General features: G+C 40.1%; 29 protein-coding genes, 1 tRNA gene and 2 other annotated features. Of the genes, 14 read left to right on the top strand and 16 right to left on the bottom strand.

Going from position 1 to position 24,826, the window contains the following annotated elements:
- From prmA to M1F37_RS04485, 4 genes are all read right to left on the bottom strand, one after another.
- Positions 1–951, bottom strand: a complete 951-nt coding sequence (gene prmA / locus M1F37_RS04500) for a 50S ribosomal protein L11 methyltransferase (protein WP_247934891.1) — start codon at positions 949–951, stop codon at positions 1–3.
- Between the two features lie 138 nt (positions 952–1,089).
- Positions 1,090–1,524, bottom strand: a complete 435-nt coding sequence (locus M1F37_RS04495; protein WP_247934890.1) for an NUDIX hydrolase — start codon at positions 1,522–1,524, stop codon at positions 1,090–1,092.
- Between the two features lie 49 nt (positions 1,525–1,573).
- The gene (locus M1F37_RS04490) at positions 1,574–2,116 is read right to left on the bottom strand and encodes a hypothetical protein (protein WP_247934889.1); all 543 of its coding nucleotides are present in this window, start codon (positions 2,114–2,116) and stop codon (positions 1,574–1,576) included.
- A gap of 55 nt (positions 2,117–2,171) precedes the next feature.
- Positions 2,172–2,642, bottom strand: coding sequence for a DUF3013 family protein (locus M1F37_RS04485; protein WP_219966991.1), 471 nt, complete (start codon positions 2,640–2,642; stop codon positions 2,172–2,174).
- 115 nt (positions 2,643–2,757) lie between these two features.
- Between M1F37_RS04485 and M1F37_RS04480 the strand changes: the two genes are divergently transcribed.
- The 7 genes from M1F37_RS04480 (at position 2,758) to M1F37_RS04450 (ending at position 8,387) form a co-directional block, all read left to right on the top strand.
- Positions 2,758–4,029, top strand: a complete 1,272-nt coding sequence (locus M1F37_RS04480) for a replication-associated recombination protein A (protein WP_247934938.1) — start codon at positions 2,758–2,760, stop codon at positions 4,027–4,029.
- A 264-nt stretch (positions 4,030–4,293) separates the two neighbouring features.
- A tRNA-Lys gene (locus M1F37_RS04475) sits at positions 4,294–4,366 on the top strand.
- Positions 4,367–4,461: 95 nt separating this feature from the next.
- Positions 4,462–4,878, top strand: a complete 417-nt coding sequence (locus tag M1F37_RS04470) for a helix-turn-helix domain-containing protein (RefSeq protein ID WP_247934937.1) — start codon at positions 4,462–4,464, stop codon at positions 4,876–4,878.
- Positions 4,879–5,101: 223 nt separating this feature from the next.
- Positions 5,102–5,617: a DUF308 domain-containing protein gene (locus M1F37_RS04465; protein WP_021767032.1), complete on the top strand. Its 516-nt coding sequence runs from the start codon at positions 5,102–5,104 to the stop codon at positions 5,615–5,617.
- Positions 5,618–6,138: 521 nt separating this feature from the next.
- On the top strand, positions 6,139–6,582 hold the full coding sequence (locus M1F37_RS04460; protein WP_247934936.1) for a DUF1269 domain-containing protein: 444 nt from the start codon (positions 6,139–6,141) through the stop codon (positions 6,580–6,582).
- Positions 6,583–6,610: 28 nt separating this feature from the next.
- Entirely contained in the window at positions 6,611–7,027 is a 417-nt protein-coding gene (locus tag M1F37_RS04455) for a helix-turn-helix domain-containing protein (RefSeq protein ID WP_148130190.1), read from the top strand.
- Positions 7,028–7,241: 214 nt separating this feature from the next.
- Positions 7,242–8,387, top strand: coding sequence for a low temperature requirement protein A (locus M1F37_RS04450; RefSeq protein WP_247934888.1), 1,146 nt, complete (start codon positions 7,242–7,244; stop codon positions 8,385–8,387).
- Positions 8,388–8,779: 392 nt separating this feature from the next.
- Here M1F37_RS04450 and M1F37_RS04445 read toward each other — a convergent pair whose 3' ends face one another.
- A complete protein-coding gene (locus M1F37_RS04445) occupies positions 8,780–9,436 on the bottom strand; it encodes a hypothetical protein (RefSeq protein ID WP_247934887.1) in 657 nt (218 codons plus the stop codon).
- A gap of 226 nt (positions 9,437–9,662) precedes the next feature.
- Between M1F37_RS04445 and M1F37_RS04440 the strand changes: the two genes are divergently transcribed.
- Positions 9,663–10,196, top strand: coding sequence for a hypothetical protein (locus tag M1F37_RS04440; RefSeq protein ID WP_247934886.1), 534 nt, complete (start codon positions 9,663–9,665; stop codon positions 10,194–10,196).
- Between the two features lie 102 nt (positions 10,197–10,298).
- Here M1F37_RS04440 and M1F37_RS04435 read toward each other — a convergent pair whose 3' ends face one another.
- On the bottom strand, positions 10,299–11,780 hold the full coding sequence (locus M1F37_RS04435; RefSeq protein WP_247934885.1) for a M protein trans-acting positive regulator PRD domain-containing protein: 1,482 nt from the start codon (positions 11,778–11,780) through the stop codon (positions 10,299–10,301).
- A gap of 297 nt (positions 11,781–12,077) precedes the next feature.
- Here M1F37_RS04435 and M1F37_RS04430 point away from each other — a divergent pair, with 297 nt between their 5' ends.
- The 5 genes from M1F37_RS04430 to M1F37_RS04410 all read left to right on the top strand — a co-directional run bounded on the left by M1F37_RS04430 (position 12,078) and on the right by M1F37_RS04410 (position 14,039).
- Complete coding sequence (locus M1F37_RS04430; RefSeq protein ID WP_247934884.1) at positions 12,078–12,314, top strand: GlsB/YeaQ/YmgE family stress response membrane protein; 237 nt, start codon at positions 12,078–12,080, stop codon at positions 12,312–12,314.
- 82 nt (positions 12,315–12,396) lie between these two features.
- Positions 12,397–12,969 (top strand): alkaline shock response membrane anchor protein AmaP, encoded by a 573-nt coding sequence (gene amaP / locus M1F37_RS04425; RefSeq protein ID WP_247934883.1) that lies wholly within the window; start codon positions 12,397–12,399, stop codon positions 12,967–12,969.
- Positions 12,970–12,980: 11 nt separating this feature from the next.
- Complete coding sequence (locus M1F37_RS04420) at positions 12,981–13,151, top strand: DUF2273 domain-containing protein (RefSeq protein WP_247934882.1); 171 nt, start codon at positions 12,981–12,983, stop codon at positions 13,149–13,151.
- Between the two features lie 53 nt (positions 13,152–13,204).
- Positions 13,205–13,813, top strand: coding sequence for an Asp23/Gls24 family envelope stress response protein (locus M1F37_RS04415; protein ID WP_247934881.1), 609 nt, complete (start codon positions 13,205–13,207; stop codon positions 13,811–13,813).
- Positions 13,814–13,835: 22 nt separating this feature from the next.
- Positions 13,836–14,039, top strand: coding sequence for a CsbD family protein (locus tag M1F37_RS04410; protein ID WP_247934880.1), 204 nt, complete (start codon positions 13,836–13,838; stop codon positions 14,037–14,039).
- 201 nt (positions 14,040–14,240) lie between these two features.
- Here the strand turns inward: M1F37_RS04410 and M1F37_RS04405 are convergent, their stop codons facing one another.
- Positions 14,241–14,696, bottom strand: a complete 456-nt coding sequence (locus M1F37_RS04405; RefSeq protein WP_247934879.1) for a GNAT family N-acetyltransferase — start codon at positions 14,694–14,696, stop codon at positions 14,241–14,243.
- 69 nt (positions 14,697–14,765) lie between these two features.
- Between M1F37_RS04405 and M1F37_RS04400 the strand changes: the two genes are divergently transcribed.
- The gene (locus M1F37_RS04400) at positions 14,766–15,425 is read left to right on the top strand and encodes a prepilin peptidase (RefSeq protein ID WP_247934878.1); all 660 of its coding nucleotides are present in this window, start codon (positions 14,766–14,768) and stop codon (positions 15,423–15,425) included.
- On the opposite strand, the gene trpA is transcribed toward M1F37_RS04400, so the two are convergent.
- From trpA to M1F37_RS04355, 9 genes are all read right to left on the bottom strand, one after another.
- The gene (gene trpA, locus M1F37_RS04395; protein WP_247934877.1) at positions 15,397–16,173 is read right to left on the bottom strand and encodes a tryptophan synthase subunit alpha; all 777 of its coding nucleotides are present in this window, start codon (positions 16,171–16,173) and stop codon (positions 15,397–15,399) included. The two genes, M1F37_RS04400 and trpA, sit on opposite strands and share 29 nt — an antisense overlap.
- Complete coding sequence (trpB, locus tag M1F37_RS04390; protein ID WP_247934876.1) at positions 16,166–17,389, bottom strand: tryptophan synthase subunit beta; 1,224 nt, start codon at positions 17,387–17,389, stop codon at positions 16,166–16,168. Before trpB (M1F37_RS04390) ends, trpA begins: the two co-directional genes overlap by 8 nt.
- Complete coding sequence (locus M1F37_RS04385; RefSeq protein ID WP_247934875.1) at positions 17,367–17,966, bottom strand: phosphoribosylanthranilate isomerase; 600 nt, start codon at positions 17,964–17,966, stop codon at positions 17,367–17,369. The genes trpB (M1F37_RS04390) and M1F37_RS04385 overlap by 23 nt, the downstream gene beginning before the upstream one ends.
- Positions 17,953–18,720, bottom strand: coding sequence for an indole-3-glycerol phosphate synthase TrpC (gene trpC / locus M1F37_RS04380; RefSeq protein ID WP_247934874.1), 768 nt, complete (start codon positions 18,718–18,720; stop codon positions 17,953–17,955). Before trpC ends, M1F37_RS04385 begins: the two co-directional genes overlap by 14 nt.
- Positions 18,717–19,721, bottom strand: coding sequence for an anthranilate phosphoribosyltransferase (gene trpD / locus M1F37_RS04375; RefSeq protein WP_247934873.1), 1,005 nt, complete (start codon positions 19,719–19,721; stop codon positions 18,717–18,719). The genes trpC and trpD overlap by 4 nt, the downstream gene beginning before the upstream one ends.
- Positions 19,722–19,731: 10 nt before the next feature.
- Complete coding sequence (locus tag M1F37_RS04370; protein WP_247934872.1) at positions 19,732–20,298, bottom strand: aminodeoxychorismate/anthranilate synthase component II; 567 nt, start codon at positions 20,296–20,298, stop codon at positions 19,732–19,734.
- On the bottom strand, positions 20,295–21,656 hold the full coding sequence (trpE, locus tag M1F37_RS04365) for an anthranilate synthase component I (protein ID WP_247934871.1): 1,362 nt from the start codon (positions 21,654–21,656) through the stop codon (positions 20,295–20,297). The genes M1F37_RS04370 and trpE overlap by 4 nt, the downstream gene beginning before the upstream one ends.
- Before the next feature lie 71 nt (positions 21,657–21,727).
- Positions 21,728–21,959 (bottom strand) — a binding site (T-box leader).
- Positions 21,950–23,128 carry a tryptophan synthase subunit beta gene (gene trpB, locus M1F37_RS04360; protein ID WP_000208440.1) on the bottom strand — a complete coding sequence of 393 codons (1,179 nt, stop codon included), beginning with the start codon at positions 23,126–23,128 and terminating at the stop codon, positions 21,950–21,952. Its footprint overlaps the feature before it by 10 nt.
- Positions 23,129–23,289: 161 nt before the next feature.
- Positions 23,290–23,520, bottom strand: a binding site (T-box leader).
- Positions 23,521–23,554: 34 nt separating this feature from the next.
- Positions 23,555–24,784: a DegT/DnrJ/EryC1/StrS family aminotransferase gene (locus M1F37_RS04355; protein ID WP_247934870.1), complete on the bottom strand. Its 1,230-nt coding sequence runs from the start codon at positions 24,782–24,784 to the stop codon at positions 23,555–23,557.
- Between the last annotated feature and the right edge of the window lie 42 nt (positions 24,785–24,826).

The raw sequence follows: 24,826 nt of genomic DNA, 5'->3' as shown, positions 1-24,826 counted from the left end.
CTAGCCTCCAATCACACCTGAAATATCCTTGGTCTTCTTGAAAACATAGGCATTCCATTCGCCTTGAATCATATGGGTTTCAAGGAAAAATCCAGCTGACTCAGCCGATTCGCGCACCATGTCCCACTTATCCTTAATAATCCCACTCATGATCAGGTAGCCTTCATCCTTGACCAAACGATAAGCATCCTCTGTCAGGTGAATGAGAATATCTGCCAAGATATTAGCCACGATAACATCTGCCTCAATCTCAACACCCTTAAGCAAGTCTCCTGTTGCTACATGGATGTTTTCCATACCAGGATTGAGCTCAATATTTTCCTGAGCGACTCGAACCGCCACATCGTCCAGGTCATAGGCAAAAATTTCTTTAGCACCAAGTAGCGAGCTAGCAATGGAAAGAACCCCTGAACCAGTCCCCACATCTAGTACCGTCTCACCACCACGGAGAACCTGCTCCAAGGCAAAAAGGCTCATCTTGGTCGTTGGGTGGGTTCCAGTTCCAAATGCCATTCCTGGATCCAGCTTGATAATCTTTTCTCCAGCAGTCGCCTCATAGTCTGTCCAAGACGGCACGATGGTCAAATCATGAGTAATACGAGCTGGTTCATAGTATTTCTTCCAATTGTCCGCCCAATCTTCCTCAGCCAAGGCAGTTGTCCCCATCTTGACCTCTCCCAGATCCATAAAATCTGTCAATTCTGCTAAGTGAGCCTGCAAATCTGCCTCAACCACTGCTATATCAACCGTATCAGGATAGTAGGCTGTCACCACGATTTCTTCCTGTTGCTCAACCTCAGGGAAAATCTCACCAAAGCGATCCACATTTCCCACATAGTCCATGCTGTCTTCGATTGCAACACCTTGGGCGCCTAACTCAATCAGGAGATTAGAGACCAGCTCCTCTCCCTCGCGCTTAACTGTAACTTTTAACTCTTGCCATGTTTCCATAATTAAGATACCAAGCCCGTAAAACACAAAGCCAAAATAGGAACTTCTCTGAAGACGCTTGTGTCTATGAGAAGTTTATCTTTTTTGTCACAGTGTTTAGGGCGAGTTCAGTTTAGAAATTTAACTGAACCATCCTTTCTAATCACTTACTTTTAAATAATCCCTCAATCTTCTCTGCAACTGAGGTATAACTTGACTGGAAGTAAGAAATTCCTCAACTTTCATCAGCTGATAGGCCTGCCCTTCATCTCCAAATACGATACTGTCAAACTGATCTTGACTTAGCTGACCAACCATAAAGACCGACTGCTTCCACTCAAAAAGCACACTTGAGTATACTTTACTCCAAAGCAGGCACTCTTCAGTTAGATGAATTCCTAGTTCTTCATAGACTTCACGCTGAGCGCAGTCAAAAGGACTTTCATCCCCTTCACGGCCACCACCTGGCAAATCCCACATGTTGGGACAAAGGATATCGTCCTTGTCATCACGTAAGATAGTCAAAACCTTACCCCCACAAATCAAGGCAATCTTAGAGCCTGTAAAATCCATTCTGCTATCCAATAATTCCATGATATTTACTCTTTTCTATGATAATAATTACTCTCTAAGAAAATACAAGCTAGTTTTCTTCGATTACTTTTTGGCACTCTACATCCCAGTACGCCTGCCATCTACCATGTTTTTTAGCAAAATAAACCGTAAACTCATCATTTACATAATCTGCAACATAGCGAAGATTAGGCGGGTTTTCCTCAAAACTTAATATCCAAGGATGGAAGTAAAATGTCCTTTCCCACTTCTTCTGAGTATAGCCGAGATCCTTAGCATACTGAGGGATGGGTTGTTGCAACTCACTTTCCAAATGGGACTGAATGGCATTGTCAAAACTATTCAAACGAGCTAATAGTTGCTGAAACTGCTCTTCTTCCTCCGTCTTAAAACCAACTAGAAATTCAAATTCCTCAAAATCTTCAGGAAATTCAAGTTCTGTGATTTTCCCATCCTCAGCATAGCGTCCTTCCTCATTAACAAGGCGACGAGCTCCTGATTTCAATACTCTCTCGAAATCCAGATCCGCAAAGCGATTGCGGGGAAGAATATCAACTGACGGCTCAGTTTTAGCTGACCTTCTCCTGAAAAACTGTTTGACTTTTTCTAGCATAGTCTCCCCCTTCTCCTTGAATTCATTATTTAAAAATGTCCACTTAGAATCTTTTCTAATACCTCGGATAAGGATAAAATTCTCCCTCTTCCAAGCCTGCTTTTCCTTCTTCAAAGACTTCTTGGTTCCATTCCATGACAAATTCTTCTGCTTCTGGGTCTTCCAAAAAGTCCATGAGAGCATCTAGTCCAACCTCTGCAGTATCTTTGAGAAATAGCGCAAAATAAGCTAAAAATTCACGAGAAAAACCTTTCTTCGGCAGGTAAGGGATGACCGTGAGATAGTCTTCTTCATTAACAGTTGACTTGGCAGGGTTGTAAAAAAGTACCGCTTCTTCAAAAAGGATATCATCTGACGAAACCTCTCCGTCTTCATCTAACATCTCCACCCCTGCAGCATTTTGTGCCTCTAACAGAAAACTCACTTCCACCGCATGATTGCGCTTATCCCAGCTAATCTCATAATCAAAAGGAAAGTTCTTGTCCAACTCTTCTTGTAAAACATCTAAAAATCCGTATGTTGCCATTTTGTCCTCTTTCTATACGACTCTTTAATCGCCCCGAATACTCGGAAATATGCTAAAATAGATACTACCATATTACCACATTCGTATCAGAAAATCCATGTTAGAAAGGACTGCTATGCCAGACAATCTCGCGCTTCGTATGCGCCCCAAAACCATCGACCAGGTCATCGGTCAGGAGCATCTAGTTGGACCAGGCAAGATTATCCGCCGCATGGTGGAAGCCAATCGCCTATCCTCTATGATACTCTACGGGCCTCCGGGTATCGGAAAAACCAGTATCGCTTCGGCCATCGCTGGAACGACCAAATATGCCTTTCGAACCTTCAATGCAACTGTTGATAGTAAAAAACGTCTCCAAGAAATTGCTGAAGAAGCTAAATTCTCAGGTGGCCTTGTACTGCTACTGGACGAGATTCATCGTCTTGACAAGACTAAACAAGACTTCCTCTTGCCTCTCTTGGAAAGTGGACTGGTCATTATGATTGGAGCGACGACTGAAAATCCTTTCTTTTCTGTCACGCCAGCCATCCGCAGTCGTGTTCAGATTTTTGAGTTGGAACCCCTGTCTAACCAAGATGTCAAGGAAGCCATTCAAATCGCCCTAACTGACCCTGAACGAGGTTTTGATTTTCCAGTTGAGTTAGATGATGATGCCCTTGATTTTATCGCAACATCTACCAATGGAGATCTCCGTTCTGCCTTCAACTCACTGGATTTGGCCGTTCTTTCGACTCCGGCAAATGATGACGGTATCCGTCACATCACGCTCGATATCATGGAAAATAGCCTGCAGAGAAGCTACATCACTATGGACAAGGATGGGGATGGACACTATGATGTTCTCTCTGCTCTGCAAAAATCCATCCGTGGCTCGGATGTCGATGCCAGTCTCCACTATGCCGCTCGCTTGATAGAGGCCGGTGATCTTCCTAGTCTCGCTCGTCGCTTGACCGTCATTGCCTACGAAGATATCGGCTTGGCCAATCCTGAAGCGCAGATTCATACCGTCACTGCTCTGGATGCGGCGCAGAGGATTGGTTTCCCTGAGGCTCGTATCCTCATCGCCAATGTCGTCATTGACCTGGCACTCTCACCTAAGTCCAACTCAGCCTATGTGGCTATGGATAAGGCTCTAGCTGACCTTAAAACATCAGGTCATCTGCCAATTCCTAGACACCTAAGAGATGGTCACTATAGCGGAAGCAAGGAACTTGGCAACGCCCAAAACTACCTCTATCCTCATAACTATCCAGGTCACTGGGTCAAACAAGAATACCTACCAGAAAAAATCCGTGACCATAGCTACTTTTCTCCAGAAGATAGTGGAAAATACGAACGGGCCCTGGCTCAACGCAAGGAAATCATTGATAAATTACGAAACTTGTGAAATCCTTTTCAAAAAATTGCATTTTCCTCTTGATTTTTTTTGAAAAAGTGGTATCATATAAACATAGAAACGCTGTGGTGTACGACTTCACACTTAAGTGTTGACCGACTATTTTTTGTATTATTAGGGAAACAAAAGTCTTCTAACAGCATGTAGGCCGTCTCACACGGAAACAGCTTCAGTTAGAGCGAGTTGCCCACCTGCTTAATTGCGCGGGTTCAATACAAACCGTGAAGTTTCGGCACCAATACAGCTTTTTTGTTTGCCTCCTTAGCTCAGCTGGCAGAGCAGCGGACTCTTAATCCGTGGGTCACAGGTTCGAGCCCTGTAGGGGGCATCTAAATCAACAGGAAAAAGCCTTGATTTATAAGGCTTTTTTGCTTGTCTATAACTGATTTGCCCCATCATTTGCCCCACATTTTTTTATGAGCAATCTTTCCAAACATCTCTGATTACGAAAAACAAAAAAGCTATCCTACCTTTGCAAATTTGGATAAGATAGCAGAATATTTTAATGCAACTCCAACCCAACTATTTGGAACTAGTAAAGAGATTGAGTTAGAAAAGAGTGTTCTTGAATCTAATGAATACTCTGATAAAGTAAGTGAGATTTTAAAAGCTGTCAAATACATCGAAGATTTTCTAGAAACTGATGGACAGTACTTAGAGGATTTACTTTACTTAACAAGAGGCAACCAACTATACACAGAAGATGGAGAAGAGTTGTATATTGATCCAACTTCTCAGAAAAGAGCACTTCATAACCAATATGAACCTGGTTTTATTGTAGCAAGGGATAAATCTCCACTAGAACTCTTAATTGAAAATAAGGAATTGTTTGATAAATAGAAAAAGCGAGGATAACCTCGCTTCAGATTGAAGTTAAAATCTTTAGAAGACACTTTTATAAGGACTTTGTCTTCAATCTGTGAAAAGGAGTGAAAACTCCTTTTCTTTTTGTAAGTCAGACTGAAACTTCCAAATTGTTTATTTATTTTATTGACATTTTCTATAAAAATAAGTACAATAGTTTTATTAGCAAACTATACTATACTATATAGGGGGTATTGAAATGAAATTTTCTAATCGTTTACTGCTATTCCTTGCAGGAGTTGTTTTTGTCCTTTTAGGACTTTTCCTATTTACAAACCCAGTAGCTAATCTTGTTGCTTACAGCTGGTGGATTGCATTTGATTTACTGGTTTCTTCTATAGCAGCTATTTTAGGCTATTTCTCTGCACCAAAAGAGCTTCGCTCACCTGTTTATCTTTTCCAAGGATTTGTTAGTCTTCTCTTAGCTCTTTACCTCGTTGCTTATGGCTTTTTGACCCTGCCGGTCGTCATTCCGACCATTGTAGGAATTTGGTTAATTGTAGAAGCCATTATTGCTTTCTTTAAAGGCAATCGTCTAGGATTGATTTTCCCTATTATTGGTAGCAATATCACGTGGGTAGCCTTGCTTGAATTTTTACTAGGTCTAGTGATTCTGTTCAATCCAGTGGCTACAGGTGTCTTTGTCGTTTATGTCATTGCCTTTGCATTTTTAGTTACTGGCTTCACCTACATTATTGAGGTCTTTCGTAAATAGTCTAGTTGCTATTTCTATCGCATTCAAAAAAGCTGGGAAATCATATTCTCAGCTTTTTTGTCTCTTTAATTATCACTTTTTCGCATTCCATTCTGCGTAGAATTGCTCCAAGTATTCTTCCAAAAAGTGATGGCATAGTGCTCTAGCATTCGATAAGTTGCAATAATAACCGGTCGAGAACGGGGCATCGACTCAATCATACCGAAAATAAAAGAGCGAATGTTATCTGCAAAAAGAAAGCTTAGATTCTTTGCGATTTCAACAAAAAAAGCACTGTTTGTACTGACCCCAAAAAGTTAGACAAGTAATTTAAGTGAAGGATTTAGTTCTGTATTTCACAGGACTAATGTAAGTGGCTCATTTGGACTATCCTCCTGTTTTGTTTTGTCACTTACAGTATAGTCCTTTTAGGCTTTTCAGAATTAAAACAGTTTGTTCAAACTGAAAATACAAAATTAGCTCAGGCTTCAATTGTAAAAGCTGAAAATGGTGTTGTTAACGTCAAAGATAGCTTTGATTTGATGAATTCCCTAGGAGATGATTATTTCGAAGGCGGATTAATTGGTAGTTTAATCGGAATTTTAGGTGGACCACTAGGTGTTCTCTTTGGTTTTGCTACTGGTGGAGCAATTGGCGCCTCCGTTGGTTCAGACAAAGAATTGATCAATTCGGCATTAACTACAACCGTTAGTAAAAAGTTGACTAATGGCGAAGTAGCTATTATTGCACTTGTACAAGAAAATGATGAATCTGTTTTAAATGCTATTTTTGAAAAGTATCAGGTTGACATTGCTAGATGGGATGTCGCTACTGTTGCGGCAGAGATAGAGTCAGCTCTCAAAATTCAAGAAGATTTAGAGCATCAAGCTAAAGCTCGCTTAATTGCGGATAAAAAAGAAGCTCGTCGTGAAAAATTTGATAAATTGAAAGCTAGTATTAAAGAGAAATTTTCGAAAAAAAATTAACAGACTGAAGAGACTGAGGTAATTAGGAATCGGTAAACAGTCCATCTCTGATTACGAAAAACAAAAAAGCTATCCTACCTTTGCAAATTTGGATAAGATAGCAGAATATTTTAATGCAACTCCAACCCAACTCTTTGGAACGAGTAAAGAGATTGAGTTAGAAAAGAGTGTTCTTGAATCTAATGAATACTCTGATAAAGTAAGTGAAATCTTAAAAGCTGTCAAATACATCGAGCATTTCCTACATACTGATGGACAGTACTTAGAGGATTTACTTTACCTAACAAGAGGCAACCAACTATACACAGAAGATGGAAAAGAGTTGTATATTGATCCAACTTCTCAGAAAAGAACACTTCATACCCAATATGAACCTGGTTTTATTGAAGCAAGAGAAAAATCTCCACTAGAACTCTTAATTGAAAATAAGGAGCTATTAGATTAAATAAAAAAAGCGAGGATATCCTCGCTTTTCTATTGTAAAATCTTATTCTTCATTATCAATCATCAAACACTCCGCCTGTAATCTGGTACATGAGGTAAATGTGCTCCAAGATTTTGACAATTCGCGCCACATGAAATTATTTAAGCATATCCTTTTCTCTCATTACCATTTTCTGTTATAATAAATAGTACTTCTAAAATAGAAAGGTCTTAAGATGACAACTCTTATTAAACATAAACGTGTAGAATTTTCAGAACTTTTTTATGACTTAGTTTTTGTTTTTGCAATTTCAAAAGCAACTGCTTTAATTCACCCTCTTCATAGCGGTGTTGTGGCTTGGGATTCTTTACTTGATTTCTTCATCTCTGTCATGGTTATCATCAATTCCTGGATGATTCAAACCATTTATACCAATCGCTATGGAACAAACTCGTTATTTAACATGGTAATCATGTTTATCAACATGGGACTTATGCTCTTTATGTCCAATATGATTGGATACAATTGGCAACAATGGTTCTATTATACCTGTTGGGCTGTTGGTACATTGACCCTTACCTTATTTTTTCAATATTTGGTTGAATTTTTTAGAAAATCAACCGATAATACTGATCGGGAAAGTATCAAAGGTTTTCTATGGTTAACAGGTCTAGGAAGTTTAGGAGTCTATCTGGCAGCTCTTTTTCCTATTTACGTTGGAGTCTATATCTTTATTGCTAGTATTCTGCTAACATTTATTGTGCCAATTTTCTTGATTACTAAAGATGAGCATTTCCAGGTAAATCTTCCCCATTTAATCGAGCGCGTCTCCCTTCTTGTGATTATTACGTTTGGAGAGATGGTTGTTGGGCTAGCTAGCTTCTTTACAGTCGAGAATTTCTCGATTTATTCGGTTCTCAATTTCGTTATCATGCTTTCCCTGTTCTTGTTTTATTTTGGCGAATTTGACCATGCTATTGATGAAGGATCTAGTCAAAAGGGATTATTTGTAATTTATAGTCACTATCCTATTTTCATCGGGCTTATGTTGATGACAGTTTCGATGGGTTATCTCCTGAATCCCGAGGCTAATCTTCTCGTTGCAATCAGCTTCTTTTATATCGGAATTGGCCTCTTCCAAGCTGCTGTCCTAGCAAATGGGCCCTATAACAAAAACTATCTTCGCTATCCGAGAAGTTACTACTGTGCTCAAGCGACACTCTATCTGGCTGCCTTGATTCTCTCTTTGATTTTCGCTTCTAATCCTATAACAGTGTTGAGTATTGCAACCATTTTAGCTCTAGCTATAGCCATTCATTTTATTTATTTTTATATGACACAGAATAAAAAATATTCCAAATCTAACTGGGGGATATTTTAATGAGTTTATAACATTAAAAAGCTTTGGGAACCAAGGCTTTTTTTTCATTAATTTGTTTTTCCATTTTATCCTCCGATTTGAACTCGCACTGACATTTATTTATAACAACACTATATATCTAGTATGGCATAATCATTAGGTATTATAGGTTTTCAAACCAAATGTGAGTCATTCGTTTTTGCCCCACTTTTGCCCCATTTTTAAATCCTGACATTGAAAACACCTAAAAGTATTTCCCTAAAATCAGCTATATTTCAACATTTTTGTTTATTTTCAATATGAAAAGTTCTTACAAATTCATGCAGGGGGCATCTAAACAACAGGAAAAAGCCTTGAAATCAAGGCTTTTTTGTTTATCTAAGTATTTAGGGGCTATCCCAAAAGATAGATGGTCAATGTTCCACTTCTTCCTTAAAGCGTACCTTTCCTTGGCTATATAATCCCATAATCTTTACAAAACGAACTGCATTGTTTTGGTTATACATAAGAAAAATTGTAAAGAATAACATGCCAGCAAACCACAAAGCATAGCTTTCATCAATCGGTCGACCAAATTTTCGAGGAAGAGTCAAGAAATACAAAAAATAATAGATAGACACTATATTTATTAGATAGCGAGCAAATCGAAAAGGTAAAGCAGACAGTTGTCTAGGATCAAACTGATTTTTTACAAACAAATTATGAGATGCGGCATAGTAAAAGACTTTCTCTGTCGTCGGCTGTGCTTTGCGAACATTTTTATAGAGTGCTCGTTCAAGTAAAGCAACCAACGAGAAAAACTGCATCAACCAAAATAGAAAAATACAAGCTAGACTAAACCAGTTATAGACACCAACAAACTTGAGTGAAAAGAAGCCCGAAATTGCGGGTCCACCTGCTAGTAAGAGAATTACCAAGTCAGGAATAAAGGAATTCGTGTCACCAGCTTTTTCAGTATTGAGCAACCTACTCTTTGGAGCAGCTAAAGCCTCTCCTGTCTTTTGGTCATAATAAACAGCTTGACCGTCACATTCGCCGATAAAGACACGACGGCGTCCAAGAAAAAACATATTAACCTCTTTCTATTTATGAACATAAGCCTTCAAATTTCTGAATTTATTATCCTAGTATACCATAAAGGTCATAGGATAGCTAAGAGCCACATCTTGCTAAAAGGTTGACAGAACTTCGCTCCATAGGATATGATGGGAATACCTAGAATTTTAACTCTGCACGACCTATACGCCTTCTACTGAAAAAGCGTTGGCGAGTTCAATTCTATATCTGGAGGTTTCTATGAAAATCTATTATTCAAAATTTGTCGGTATCGGCTATCTAGTCTTTGCAGTGGGTGTATTCTTTCAATTTTTCTTTTTTCTCGCACATGGATTGATCGACTTTTCCCAGCTTAGTCTTCTCACAGTAGTTCCAACCATTCTCTTTTTCGCTGCTATCTATTCAACGATTGCAGGCATCAAAAGACTTTCTAGCCGCAGACTCTCCTTTGAATTCACCTTTGAAGGTATTTATGTCTACCCCGGACTCTTCTTTTCCAAGGAAATCTTCATCCCAAAAGAAGAATTATTACGGGCATCGTATGTTGAAGTGGATGTCAGTGACCCTGACCATGTCAACAGCAAGGCTTACTATTTAGACTTCGATCTGAGAGAGGTGACCCAGCTAGAAGATATCTCTAAGTCAAACGTCATCATCGATACAAGTACCCTGATATTACGTCTCGCCCTTAGCCTTTGTCGATTTAGAGAGGAAGAAAAAACCGAGTTAGCAACCTATCTAAAAGAAAACTACGGAATTGATTTCTTATATTAAAACGACATTAAAAAGCCCTGATGTGTACTGCCCCCAAAAGTTAGACAAAAAATCTAACTTTTGGGGTACAGTTCAAATCCAAGGCTTTTTTGTTATTCTTAGTTACTCGTCTAATCGAATAAACATCATTGCATTAAGCAAAGAGATGAGAGCGACTGTATTGACATTATTGGAATAGATCAGTCTCTTATTTTCAATAGGTGGAATAATAAAATTAGAAATAATGATGTCGTAAGATGATTTTTTTAGAGCATCAAGGGATAACTCTAATTCACCCCAAACCTCCAGCTCAAAATTGTTACTGCAATAGTAAGCAAGTGTCTCAGCTACTGATTTTGCATGATACTGATCAAAATTACTCATGACCAAAACCTTTAATTTAGGTTGATTTTGTAAAAGATTTAGCACTAAGTGTTTGCTATGAGTGATAAAAGTATAGGACAAATGATTGACTTTCATTGAACTGTCTTCCATTTCCAAAGTCTTTAGATAATGTTTAATCCCTTCCTTCACCTCTGAAACAAAGCGAGGAAAAATATTTTGAAAGTTTTTAATTGTATTGCCTTTTTGATCAAATAGGATAAACTCTGTAGATAATTCCTGACGATGCAGATGTGCCGTATTATGCAGGTGCCAAATCAGATTATCTTTATTGTCTACTTGGAGATTATAGTCTCTTGATACCTGATCCACTAAATCTCCCAATAATTGATACGATTTTTTAACATAGCTTTCTGTTTTTGCATAGTTCAGAAATACTTCTTCATCTATGAAAAACATTTTTTGAAAATAGGATACAAATAGTTGACCTAGCACTTTTTTATTCAGAGAGATATGATATTCAGAATCAAAGCTCGCTACAATGTCTTCGATTTCTTCTGCCTGCATGAACGATTCTAACAATTGATTGTTAAAAGAATCTCTCTCAACTTCCATGAAATGACCAAACTTTATGCGATATAGATTGGTTACTAGGAGCAACTTTAGCATTCTATGAGTTGACAAATTCATCGGGAAAGAAGTTACTTTATAGACTAATTCCAATAATTGAGACAAGGGTTCTGGAGAAAAATCTTCAAATGGCAATTCGAGGAAATAATATTTCTCTGAAAAATACTGGGCAAAAAAGTAACGGATATCAATCTCATTTCCAGTGATTTGAACTGGATTGAGGCTAATTTCAAAACGATATTGTTTCTTAATAATTTTATTAATATGACGGATGATACGGTAAAGAGAGGAAGCACTGATATAAAACTCTTTGCAAATATTCTCAGCATCACATCCTTCATTGAAGAAGACAAATTCTAAAATTGAAAAGTGAGTTGAATGATTAAAAAAATGGTGATAGACCATTTCAATATCACTATCATCAGTATTTATGATACGTATACCATTTGTCGAGGAATGAAATATCAAGTCAGGAAAAGAAGATTTGACATGGGATAAGTCATCTTTTACAGAACGTTCTGAATAATGCAATACTTCTGCTAGTTCCGAAATATGAAACCAGCGTTTGTTTTCAAATAGTAATTCTAACAATTCTAATTGTCTGTGACTTTTTTTAGATAATAAATCTCTCATGGATAGCTTTTCTCTCTTTATAATAAACTAAACGATTATTTTTCAATTTTCATATATTATAACATATAATAAGGCATATCTATCCCCCTACAACTATTTTTGCTTGCTATAAAATCACTAACCTAACTGCTAAAAATTGAACACAAACAATATTTTCTTATTTATATGTACCTTAAGTACATTTTTTAAACAATTATTTCGAGGCAAAATGATACCCTTCCTAATTAAAATATTATATAATTAACTTAATCAAAGAAATTTATTCTTTGATTTAGAATTAGAAAAGGAGGATACACTATGTTATGGTCCATTATTGCTGGAGGACTAATTGGACTTGTAGCAGGTAGAATCACCAAAAAAGGCAGCTCTATGGGCATTATTGCAAATGTATTCGCAGGTTTAGTCGGAGCATCTGTAGGTCAGTCTTTGTTGGGTAGCTGGGGACCAGTAATAGCTGGAATGTCTCTAGTCCCTTCAATAGTAGGTGCAGTAATTGTTATTACTGTAGTATCATTTATTACAGGAAGAAAATAATAAATGTTCACTTAAGTTACTAGACTATTTTTAAATAAACTCAACAGGAAAATAGTCTAAATGTTAAATTGAAAGGATGCATATGTCAAAAGCAAAGAAAATATCTTTAATTATTTTCTGTATTTTAATCTTGACAATTTTCCTTCCTATTTTGATAGACTACCATCAAGTCAGCGATTTAGGTATCCAGCTATTCAGCTGGAGGCAGAACGATTTAATTGAATTCTATCTTGCTAGGTATATTTTTTGGGGTATAGTTGTTCTATCAACTTTAGTTTTATTATGGATGTTAGTTGTGTTGTTTTATCCTAAGCGTCATTTGGAAATTCAACTTGAAACAAAACATGATACCTTAAAATTAAAGAATTCAGCAATCGAAGGTTTTGTTAGAAGTTTGGTGAGCGATCATGAATTGATCAAAAACCCAACTGTCCACGTAAATTTACGAAGAAATAAATGTTTTGTTAAGATAGAAGGTAAAGTTCTTCCTTCGGACAACATCGCTAACAGATGTCAGCTAATTCAAAATGAAATAGCTAATGGTTTGAAGCAATTTTTTGGTATTGAGCGACAGGTTAAACTAGAAGTTTTAGTAAAAGACTATCAGCCTAAACCGAAACCTCAAAAGAAAAAAGTTACTAGTCGAGTAAAGTAAGGAAGTAAAAAATGGAATGGATTAGACATTATCGATATCCAATCATAGCTGGTCTAATAGGTGTGTTTCTCGCTTGTTTGATTATTTCCTTTGGCTTCTTTAAAACAATATTTGTTTTAATCTTAGGAGCGTTAGGGGTTGCAGCTGGATTGTATATACAAAACAACTATATGGACAAATAACTATCTATATAGAAAATAAATAAATAATAAATAATTTAATAAAGGAGTTTCCTATGTCAAACGAAAAAAACACTAATGTTAATGTAGAAAAGAAAGATTCTACTGTTGTATCTCAAGATGTTAAAGGCGAACTTACTTATGAAGATAAAGTAATTCAAAAAATCATCGGTCTATCTCTAGAGAACGTTTCAGGGCTTTTGGAAATCGATGGTGGTTTCTTTGCTAACCTACGAGACAAAATTGTCAATACTGATAGCGTAACTAGTGGTGTTAATGTGGAAGTTGGTAAAACACAAGTTGCAGTTGATCTAAACGTTGTTGTTGAATACCAAAAAAATGTACCTACTTTGTATGAAGAAATTAGAAAAGTAGTTACTTCACAAATTTCCAAAATGACAGATTTAGAAGTTGTTGAAGTTAATGTGAACGTTATCGACATCAAAACTAAAGAACAACACGAAGCTGACTCTGTAAGCCTCCAAGATCGCGTATCTGATGTTGCTGGATCAACTGGAGAATTTGCTTCAGAACAATTTGAAAAAGTAAAATCTGGTCTTGGTAACGGTGTATCTACTGTCCAAGAAAAAGTTGGTGAAGGTTTCGAAAACGTTAAAAATGCAGCAACTGGGACAGTAGCTCACGAAAACTCTCGTGTAAAATAATCTAATAAATGGAGGTATCATCATGTCAGTAGAAGAAAAACTTAATCAAGCCAAAGGTTCTATCAAAGAAGGTGTTGGTAAAGCCATCGGTGATGAAAAAATGGAAAAAGAAGGGGCAGCTGAAAAAGTTGTTTCTAAAGTAAAAGAAGTTGCCGAAGATGCTAAAGACGCTGTAGAAGGTGCTGTAGAAGGTATCAAAAACATGCTTCATAAAGAAGAGAAATAAGGCTTAGACTTTATATATTGTTTTAAGATCAAAATAGAGAACGTTATTGAACTGTATCACAAAAATCAGACAAAAAACCTAATTTTTGGAGTCAGTACATATTCGTTCTCTTTTTTATTTATGAAATTCTAACAACATATGAAACTGTATCAAAAGTAATTATTAGTCAGAAAAGCCTTGACTTCAAGGCTTTTTTGCTTTCTATCTAAACTTTTTCATAATGTATTTTCTTTCAGTGGCTTCAATAGTCTCTACGATTTCAAATCCTTCTTTTTGATAGAGGTGCTTGGCTGCTTGATTTGCCTCGAAGACATTTAGAGAAATACTATCTATGTCTCCATTTTCAAAAGCCAAGCTAACAAATTTTCTTACAGCCTGGCTACCTAAGCCTTGCCCCTGCTTCTGGGGGTTGATAAAAAATCTTCCAATATGAAGATTACTGTCTTCTAGCCTGATTTTCTGGATAAGCCCCACAAACTCTTGTCCATCAAAGATAGAAAAGATTCCTTCCAAATCTTGCAAAACTTGAATGGTCAAGGGAAAAGGAATCATTGTTCCCATCCATTGTTCTTGAAAGGATTTGCCAAGGGAATTAGACCATTGGCATAGGAGTTGAGCGTTTTCTGTGCTCACCTTTTCTTCAAAACGAATTGTCATATTTGCCTCACCATCTTATCTATGTTTCCCCATTATACTACTTTTCCTATTTTTTACGAATAGATAAGTATGATTGATTTTTATTTTTTTCTTGTCGGGAGCATTCTCGCTTCCTTTCTTGGTTTGGTCATTGACCGTTTTCCAGAGCAATCCATTATCAGTCCAGCCAGTCACTGCGATTCCTGTCAGACTCTCTTGCGTCCCTTGGATTTGATTCCGATTCTGTCGCAGGTTTTTAATCGCTTTCGCTGTCGCTACTGCAAGGCTCCTTATCCTGTCTGGTATGCCCTCTTTGAATTAGGCTTAGGACTCCTCTTTCTGGTTTACTCTTGGGGATTACTTCCCTTGGGGCAAGTCATCCTAATCACTGCTGGTTTGACCTTGGGCATCTACGACTTTCGCCATCAGGAATATCCCCTACTGGTCTGGATGGCTTTCCACCTAATCCTCATGGTTTCCTCTGGCTGGAATTTGGTCATGGTCTTCTTCCTTGTCCTTGGAATTTTAGCTCATTTTATCGATATCCGTATGGGCGCAGGGGATTTTCTCTTTCTGGCTTCTTGCGCTCTCGTCTTTAGTGCGACCGAATTACTCATCTTGATTCAGTTTGCTTCTGCGGCAGGAATTCTAGCCTTTCTCCTGCAAAAGAAAAAGGAAAGACTTCCTTTCGTGCCTTTCCTCTTACTCGCTGCTTGTGTCATTATTTTTGGTAAGCTACTGCTTGTTTGATAAAGTCCTCAATTGGCTCTCCTTGGTGGAGAGCTTTTACAATTTTCGAACCGACGATGACACCATCTGACACCGCATTGAAGCGTTCTACATCAGCTTGACTAGATACGCCAAATCCTGTCAAGACGGGGATGTCGGCCACTTGATGCAATTGTGCCAAGTGCTTGTCCAAGTCTGCACGGTAATTGCCTGATTTCCCTGTCACTCCATTGATAGCAACGGCATAGACAAATCCCTCCGCCCCTTCAATCAACTCCTTCTGACGCTCAATCCCTGTCGTCAAACTAACTAGGGGAATCAAGGCGATGTCTGTGTCTGCCAAAAATGGCTCTACGAAATTAGCATGTTCATGAGGCAGGTCTGGGATAATCAATCCTTTAACCGCTGTATCTGCCAAATCTTTGACAAAGTTTTCCACACCGTACTGAAATAGGGGGTTAAAGTAAGTCATGATAACAAGTGGAACTTCTGTTTCAATAGTCTTCAAAGTCTCAACTAGAGTCTGTGTCGAAGTACCATGAGCTAGACTACGCAAACCAGCTTCTTCGATAACAGGTCCATCTGCAACAGGGTCTGAAAAGGGAACTCCTATCTCAATAGCAGACACACCCAAATCTTCTAAAAAGCGGATTGTTTCAGCGAGTCCATCCAAACCTTTTTCATGGTCTCCAGCCATGATATAGGGAACGAAAATTCCTTTTCCTGCTGTTTTAATAGCGTTCAATTTTTCTGTTAAAGTCTTAGGCATGAACTTCTCCCTTCTTTGCTGCGTCTGCTTCCAAGCGGTCTTTGACTTGAACCACATCCTTGTCACCACGTCCAGACAAGCAGACAATCATGGATTTGTCTGGACCAAGTTCTTTGGCCAATTTCACTGCGAAAGCGATAGCGTGACTGGATTCTAAGGCTGGGATAATCCCTTCCACACGAGACAAGAGTTGGAATCCTTCCAAAGCTTCCTCGTCTGTCACTGGTACATAGGTCGCACGTTTGATATCGTGGTAGTGAGAATGCTCTGGACCGATACCTGGATAGTCCAAACCTGCTGAGATAGAGAAGGCTTCAAGAATTTGACCATGAGCATCTTGGAGCACATCCATAAGAGAACCGTGAAGGACACCTGGACGACCCTTGGTCAAGGTAGCTGCGTGGTGCTCCGTATCCACACCAAGTCCAGCCGCTTCAGCCCCATACATGGCTACAGACTCATCTTCTACAAATGGATGGAAGAGCCCGATAGCATTAGAACCACCACCAACACAGGCTACTAGGGCATCTGGCAGATCTTGTCCTGTCAAATCGCGATACTGTTGTTTGGCTTCCCGACCAATGACACTTTGGAAGTCACGAACGATTTCTGGGAATGGATGAGGCCCCAAAGCAGAACCAAGGATATAGTGGGTATCATCGATATTAGCTACCCATGAACGAAGGGCTGCATTGACCGCATCCTTGAGCACGCGCGAACCGTCTGTCACAGCCTCTACCTTAGCTCCCAAAAGCTCCATACGGAAGACATTGAGGGCTTGGCGTTTAACATCCTCTTCACCCATATAGATGGTACATTCCATATTAAAGAGGGCTGCAGCAGTTGCAGTTGCCACACCGTGCTGACCGGCTCCTGTTTCAGCGATAATTTTCTTTTTTCCCATGCGTTTGGCAAGTAAAACTTGTCCTAAGGCATTGTTAATCTTGTGGGCACCTGTATGGTTAAGGTCTTCACGTTTGAGGTAAATCTTGGCTCCTCCGGTATGCTGGGTCAAATTTTTTGCGTAGTAAAGGGGAGTTTCACGTCCCACATACTGGCGTAAGAGTTGATTAAATTCCTCTTGGAAACTTGGGTCTGCCTGACTTTCACGATAGGCCTTCTCCAACTCTAAAACTGCTGTCATCAATGTTTCTGGGACAAAACGTCCGCCGAATTTTCCGTAAAATCCATCTTTATTTGGTTCTTGATATGCCATGCTTTACCCTCTCTATAAATCTTCTAATCTTTTCATGATCTTTTTGTCCATCTGTCTCCACTCCGCTTGATACATCTACTGCATAGGGAGTAAAGTGTTGAATTGCTTTTACTACATTGTCTTCATTAAGGCCACCTGCGATAAAGAAGGGCTGCGCTAGTCCTGTCGTATCCAGTTGACCCCAATCAAAGGTCTGGCCACTCCCTGCCACAGGGGCATCAAAGAGGAGATAGTCTGCCCGAGAATGGGGTACATGTCCCTCTCCATCGACTTGAACAGCCTGAATGCTGGCACAAGGCAAATCCTCAAACAAATCATCCTCCACCTGGCCGTGAACTTGAATCAAGTCCAAGCTAACTTTGTCAATGGCTTCTAGCAGTTCTTCCCGACTTGGTGAAACAAATACGCCAACCTTTTTGACATCTGCAGGAATAAGCTTTGCCAGCTCAGCAGCCTGATCCAAGGTCACCTGTCTTTTACTGACTGCAAAGACAAAACCGATGTAGTCTGCTCCTGCTAAAACGGCTGTTTCCACCGCTTCTTTGGTCGATAATCCGCAAATTTTAACCTTTGTCAATCTGCAACTCCTTGATTCTCTGGGCCACATCTTCTGCCTGCATGAGAGCTGTCCCAACTAAAATTCCGTTAAAGTATGGTGCAACACGTTTTGCATCCTGCCCTGTAAAAATAGCAGATTCGGAAATGTAGAAGCAATCATCTTTGAAGTGTTTAACCAAATCTACACTGGTCTGCAAGTCAACCTCAAAGGTGGTCAAGTTGCGGTTATTGACCCCAATAATCTCAGCTCCAAGTCTGTGGGCTACTTCCAGTTCAGCTAGATTATGGGTTTCCACCAAGACTTCCAGACCAAGCTCTGTCGCATAGTCGTAAAGTTCCTTGAGACGTTCTTCTGACAAGGCAGCCACAATGAGCAAGATAACTGTCGCACCAGCATTGCGAGCACGGATGATTTGCTTTTCATCTATGATAAAGTCCTTGTTGAGCGTCGGAATGTTTACCTGACTGGAAATTTCCCGCAGATAATCCAAATGCCCTTTAAAGAAAACCTCATCTGTCAAAACTGAAATCATCACTGCGCCGTTTGCTTCATAAGTCTGGGCCTGTTGCACAATATCCACATCGAGATTGATATCTCCCAGACTAGGACTAGCTTTCTTGACTTCAGCGATTACCTGCAAGCGGTCTTGACGATTCTTCAAAAAGTCAGCCAAGCGGTAGGTCTGGCGCAAGGGCTGGATTTCCTCCAGCTCCATCTGCTCGACCTCACGCGCCTTCTGCTCTAGGATACGTGATAAAAATTCCTGACTCATTTTTGGTACTCCTGTAACAGTCTAAGTTTTTCAAGGGCCTTGCCACTAGCAATCACTTGACGAGCCAAGGCAACTCCTTCCTTGATACTAGCCACCTTACCATTAGCATAGAAACCAAGACCAGCATTTAAAACTGTAGTCTCCAAGAATGGACTTGGTTCGTTTTTCAAAACGCTGAGCAAAATTTCTGCATTTTCCTGAGCATTCCCTCCACGAATATCTTCGATAGCGTAGCGTTGCATTCCCAAATCCTCTGGAGTAAAGCTTGACAAGGTGATTTCACCATTTTCAAGAAGAGCAATATTGGTTGTTCCATTCAAACCAGCTTCATCCAGTCCTTCTGGTCCAGCAACCACAATGGCACGTTTGCGACCCATATTTTTCAAAACCTGAGCAGTACTTTCCAGAAGTTCTGGACGACTAATCCCAAGAAGCTGTGTTTCCAAGGCCATTGGGTGAATCAGGGGACCAGTCAAGTTCATAATCGTTGGAATTCCCAATTCCAAACGAGCCGGCATGATGTATTTCATAGCTGGGTGCATATTTTTAGCAAAGAGAAAGACGATTCCAGTCTTATCAAAGACCTTACCTAGTTCAGCTGGTTTGAGGTCTAGGTTGATTCCCAAGGCTTCGAGGACATCTGCAGAACCAGATTTAGAAGAAATCGAGCGGTTACCGTGTTTTGCCATATGAACACCGCCACCAGCCAAGACAAAGGCTGCAGTTGTAGAAATATTAAAACTGAAGGACTTGTCTCCACCTGTACCACAGTTGTCCATGGCATCATGAATCTCAGTTGGAATGTGTTGGGCATGTCCTCTCATGACTTGGGCAATGGCTGTGCGTTCTTCAGGTGTTTCTCCCTTCATCTTAAGGGCCAAGAGGAGAGAAGCAATCTGCGATTCTGTTACACGTCCAGTTACGATACGCTCAATGACATCCGTCATTTCCACACCTGATAAATTTTCAAATTTTGCTAGTTTTTCAATAATCTCTTTCATCCTAGTTTCCTCACTTTACAACCTTCTCGATAAAATTCCGAATAGAAGACAAGCCATCTGGCGTTCCGATACTCTCTGGATGGTACTGGAAGCCATAAATTGGAAGGGTTTTGTGTTGAATACCCATGATAGCTTGATCATCAGTCGAACGGGCTGTCACCTCAAACTCTTCTGGCATTTCTTCAATCAAAATACTATGGTAACGCATGACCGCACGGCCATCCTCGATGCCTTGATACAAAACAGATGGCGCTTCAAAGCTGATATTGCTCTGTTTCCCATGCATGACTTTTGGAGCCAAGCCTAGCTTACCGCCAAAGACTTCTGCTATGGCTTGGTGACCCAAACAAATCCCAAGAATCGGCTTCTTACCTGCAAAGTCACGAATCATATCTTCCATCTTTCCAGCATCAACTGGCCAACCTGGACCGGGAGAAAAGACCAGACCATCTGCTTTTTCAGCTTCTTCATACAGCTTAGCATCATCATTTCTCAAAACCTGCACTTCTGCAAAATTCCCAATGTATTGAGCCAAGTTATAGGTAAAAGAATCATAGTTATCAATTAATAAAATCATGGTCTTAGTTCTCCAATTCTAGTCATAGATTTAGCCTTGTTAATGGTTTCTTGGTATTCGTTTTGGGCGATGGAGTCGTAGACAATCCCTGCCCCAGCCTGCACATAGGCTGTTTGATTTTTAAGAATCATGGTTCGGATGGCGATAGCGAAATCCATATCACCCGTCGCAGACAAGTAGCCGATTGCCCCTGCATATACACCTCGTTTTTCCGTTTCTAGTTCATAGATGCGTCTCATAGCCCGAATCTTTGGTGCTCCAGAAACAGTTCCAGCAGGAAGGGTTGCTTTCAAGGCATCCATAGCAGTGAGTTCTGGAAGCAAACGTCCCTTGACCACACTGGTCAAATGCATGACATATCGGAAAAGCTCCACTTCCATATACTTAGTGACTTGGACACTGGCCGTTTCAGAGATGCGGCCAATATCATTACGACCTAAGTCTACTAACATTCGATGCTCTGCTGTTTCCTTTTCATCAGAAAGCAGGTCTGTTGCCAAAGCCTTGTCTTCTTCATCCGTTGCTCCTCTTGGCCGTGTTCCTGCAATCGGATTGGTTGTCACGATGCCATTTTTGACGGAAACCAAACTTTCTGGACTGGCACCGATGATTTGATAATCCCCAAAATCATAGAAATAAAGGTAATTAGATGGATTGGTCACGCGAAGATTTCTGTAGAAGTCAAATGGATTTCCAGTAACTTCTGCTGAGAAGCGCTGACTGAGCACGCATTGGAACATATCCCCATTTCGAATCAAGTCACGAGCTATTTCCACCATTTCCTCAAACTTCTGAGGAGCGATATGGGGTTTGAAGTCCAGTGGCGATAAATCCAAATCTTCAAATTCATTTGGAGCAGGAATGCGTAATTCCTCAAGTACTTGGTTCAAGGCTTTTTCCAAGTCTTCTTGACTGCGCTCGCTATAGAGAGCATCTTCGATGACATGGATTTTCTCCTTCTTGTGGTCAAAGACCATGTAACTCTCATAGACGAAGAAATGCATGTCTGGCGTCCCAATTGTATCTTCAGGGATTTGGCCAATTTCTTCATAGAGAGAAATCATATCGTAACCAACAAAACCAATAGCTCCCCCACCAAAAGGTAGGTCTGAGTGGTGTTGGCTCTTATGGGTCACTTCATAAAGGAAATTCAAAGGATCACGATCAATCACTTGCCCATTTTGATAAAGAACTCCATTTTCAAACTTAATCTCAAAAACTGGATTATAGGCTAGGATAGAAAAACGAGCTGTTTCCTTGTCTCTCGGAATACTTTCAAGTATGACCTTGTGTTGCCCCTTTAAGCGCATATAAGCCAAAATTGGCGATAAGACATCTCCATGAATGATTCGTTCCATTGTAATTTCCCTTTCAGTTCTTCTTAAATTCCGTGTTGATTCTACAAAAAATCCCCACGCAAAATAATTTGCGTGAGGACGAAATTCGCGGTGCCACCTCAATTATAGGATTTCTCCTATCTCTCATTCCTGTCTCAGATACTTCCTGTAACAGGCTGTGCAATAAAGGGCACTCCCTTGAGAATTATGTTTTCTTCTCTTGTTTCAAATGGACCCAACCTTACAGCTTTCTCTGCTTGTTTCCAGCAACCACAAGCTCTCTGTGAGAGAAAGGACTGTAATTTTTCCATCTTTTATTTTTTAGCTTCTAGGTAGTCTGCAATCGCAGCTACGTCTTTGTCTCCACGACCTGAGACATTGATGATGATAATCTCATCTTTACTTAGTTTCGGCGCACGTTTGACTGCTTCAGCGATAGCGTGTGAACTTTCGATCGCAGGGATGATTCCTTCTGTTTTACTTAATAAAAGCAAGGCTTGAACCGCTTCTTCATCCGTCGCAGCCACATATTCCACGCGACCTGAGTCTTTGAAGTAGGCGTGTTCTGGGCCAACCCCTGGATAGTCTAAACCAGCTGAGATAGAGTAAACTGGAGCCAGCTCTCCATCTTCCTTAAAGACTGCATAGGTCTTCATACCGTCGACAATTCCAATACTACCTTTTGTCATAGTAGCTGCGTGCTTGTCTGTATCAAGTCCGTGACCAGCAGCTTCGACCCCAACCAATTTGACTTCTTCATCAGCCACATACTGTGAAAAAGCACCGATGGCATTGGAACCACCACCTACACAGGCAATGACGTAGTCTGGTAAACGGCCTTCTTTTTCTAAAATTTGACGACGAGATTCTTCACTGATGACCTTTTGGAATTCGTGAACGATAGTTGGATATGGGTGAGGTCCAACAGCAGATCCCAAAACGTAGAAGGCTTCAAGGTCATTCATCCAAGCTCCAAAGGCTGCATCAACCGCATCTTTGAGGGTACGAGTTCCTGTTTCAACTGCATGAACTGTCGCTCCCATCATCTCCATACGGAAAACATTGAGACGTTGACGTTCCACATCTTCTGCCCCCATGTAGACATCACAAGCCATACCAAACTTGGCTGCAGCTGCAGCTGTCGCAACACCGTGCTGACCAGCTCCTGTTTCTGCGATAACACGTTTTTTGCCCATACGTTTGGCAAGAAGAATTTGCCCTAAAACGTTGTTGAGTTTGTGAGAACCAAGGTGGTTAAGGTCTTCGCGCTTGAGATAAATCTTAGCGCCACCTAAGTGATCTGTCAAACTTTCCGCAAAATAAAGCGGTGTTTCGCGACCTGAATAGTCCTTTAAGTAATGGCGAAATTCTGCCAAAAACTCTGGATCATCCTTGTACTTGTCAAATGTCACTTCCAACTCATCCAACAAAGCCTGAATCGGCTCCGGTACAAAACTACCACCAAATTGTCCAAAATAACCTTTAGTTGTCATAAAATTTTCCTCTTTCTATATTAATTCGGCTTTTTGTTTGCTTTTAGTAGTAGGCAAGGAGCTGCAGATAGAACTTAAGTTCATCAAAGCGACTTAACGCCCTAATAAAAGAAAAACAAAATGACCGAAAGAAAAAAGCCCACACACAGAATTAAACTCCGTGTGAGGGCGTTGGTAACGCGGTGCCACCTCAATTATAAAGGGACTATCCCCTTTACATCTCTACCTTGTCTAACAACAAGTTGCACTGTAAGGTGTGCGCACCGAATTTTCATTGTTTCAAATTCATTTTTAAAATCAGCCCACTTTCACTACTTCCAACCACCTGTTCACAATCACCACAGGCTCCCTGAAGATCAAAAATAGTTACTTTTCTGATTTGTTGAACTTATTTTAATACTTTGTTTTTTCTTTGTCAAGACTTTTTTACAATTTTTTTGATGAAGCTAGCACTTTTTCAGAAACTGTTTTGAAAGTCTCAATGATATAGTCCACTTCTTCATCGCTTAATTTAGTGTGAAGAGGGAGCGTAATTTCATTTTCAAAGAAGGCATAGGCCTTGGGATAATTCGCCATATCAAAGCCAAGATTCTTATAGGCTGTCAAAAGGGGAAGCGGTTTATAGTGGACATTACTTGCAATTCCTGCTTTGGCCAATTCTTGGATGATAAGGTTGCGCTCTTCTAAACTTGCTCCTTCTACATGGGTGATGTAGAGGTGGCGTGAAGATTCTACAGTTTCAGTCTTGTGTGCCAATGGACGGATGCGAGAACCTGCAAAACAACGATCATAGCGGTCCACAATGTCCTTACGACGTTGCAACAAACTTGGATAGCGGTCCAATTGTACCAAACCAAGAGAAGCCATGATATCAGTCATATTGCACTTGTAGGCTGGTGTTACGATATCGTATTCCCAAGAGCCCAGTTGCATCTTAGCAAGAGCATCCTTAGTTTGCCCGTGAAGAGAAAGGATTTGGAATTCCTTGTACATCTCTTCATCATCAATCGCTGGATTGTCTTTCCAAGTGGCACTTCCACCTTCTGCCGTTGTAAAGTTCTTAACCGCATGGAATGAGAAGGAAGTAAAGTCAGCTATAGAACCAGCTGGTTGTCCTTTATAAGTTGATCCCAAAGCGTGGGCACTATCAGAGACAATCACAATACGGTTAAAGGCCTTTTGCCACTTGCTTGAAGCAGTAAAGAGGTCACGTTTCTTCTCTACAACTTGGAACAAACGGTCATAGTCGCAAACAATCCCTGCAAGCTCTACTGGGATGATCACCTTGGTCTTTTCAGTGATGGCTTGCTCCAGAAGGTCATGGTCCATCTCAAACGTATCTGCTTGGATATCTACCATGACAGGGGTCGCTCCTACATGAGTGATAACACTACATGAAGCTGTATAGGTCATGGCTGGAACGATGACTTCATCACCAGGCCCCACTTCCAAGACGCGCAAAATCAACTCAAGAGCGGCAGTCGCAGAGTTTAGGCAGACAGTCTTAGGCGTCTGTGTGTATTGAGACAAACGACGCTCCAATTCTTTGGTCTTAGGACCTGTTGTGATCCAACCAGAACGCAGGGTATCCGCTACTTCAGCAATTTCTGCTTCCGTAATATCGGGTGGTGAAAATGGAATATTGTAATTTGGCATTGATTTGCTCCTTTTATCTGTACTCATTCTCTCATGACTACT

This window comes from Streptococcus mitis (assembly GCF_023109105.1).
Classification (GTDB): Bacteria; Bacillota; Bacilli; order Lactobacillales; family Streptococcaceae; genus Streptococcus; species Streptococcus mitis_BW.
Note: the sequence above shows the minus strand (reverse complement) of the source record. Positions and strands in the feature narration are given on the sequence as shown.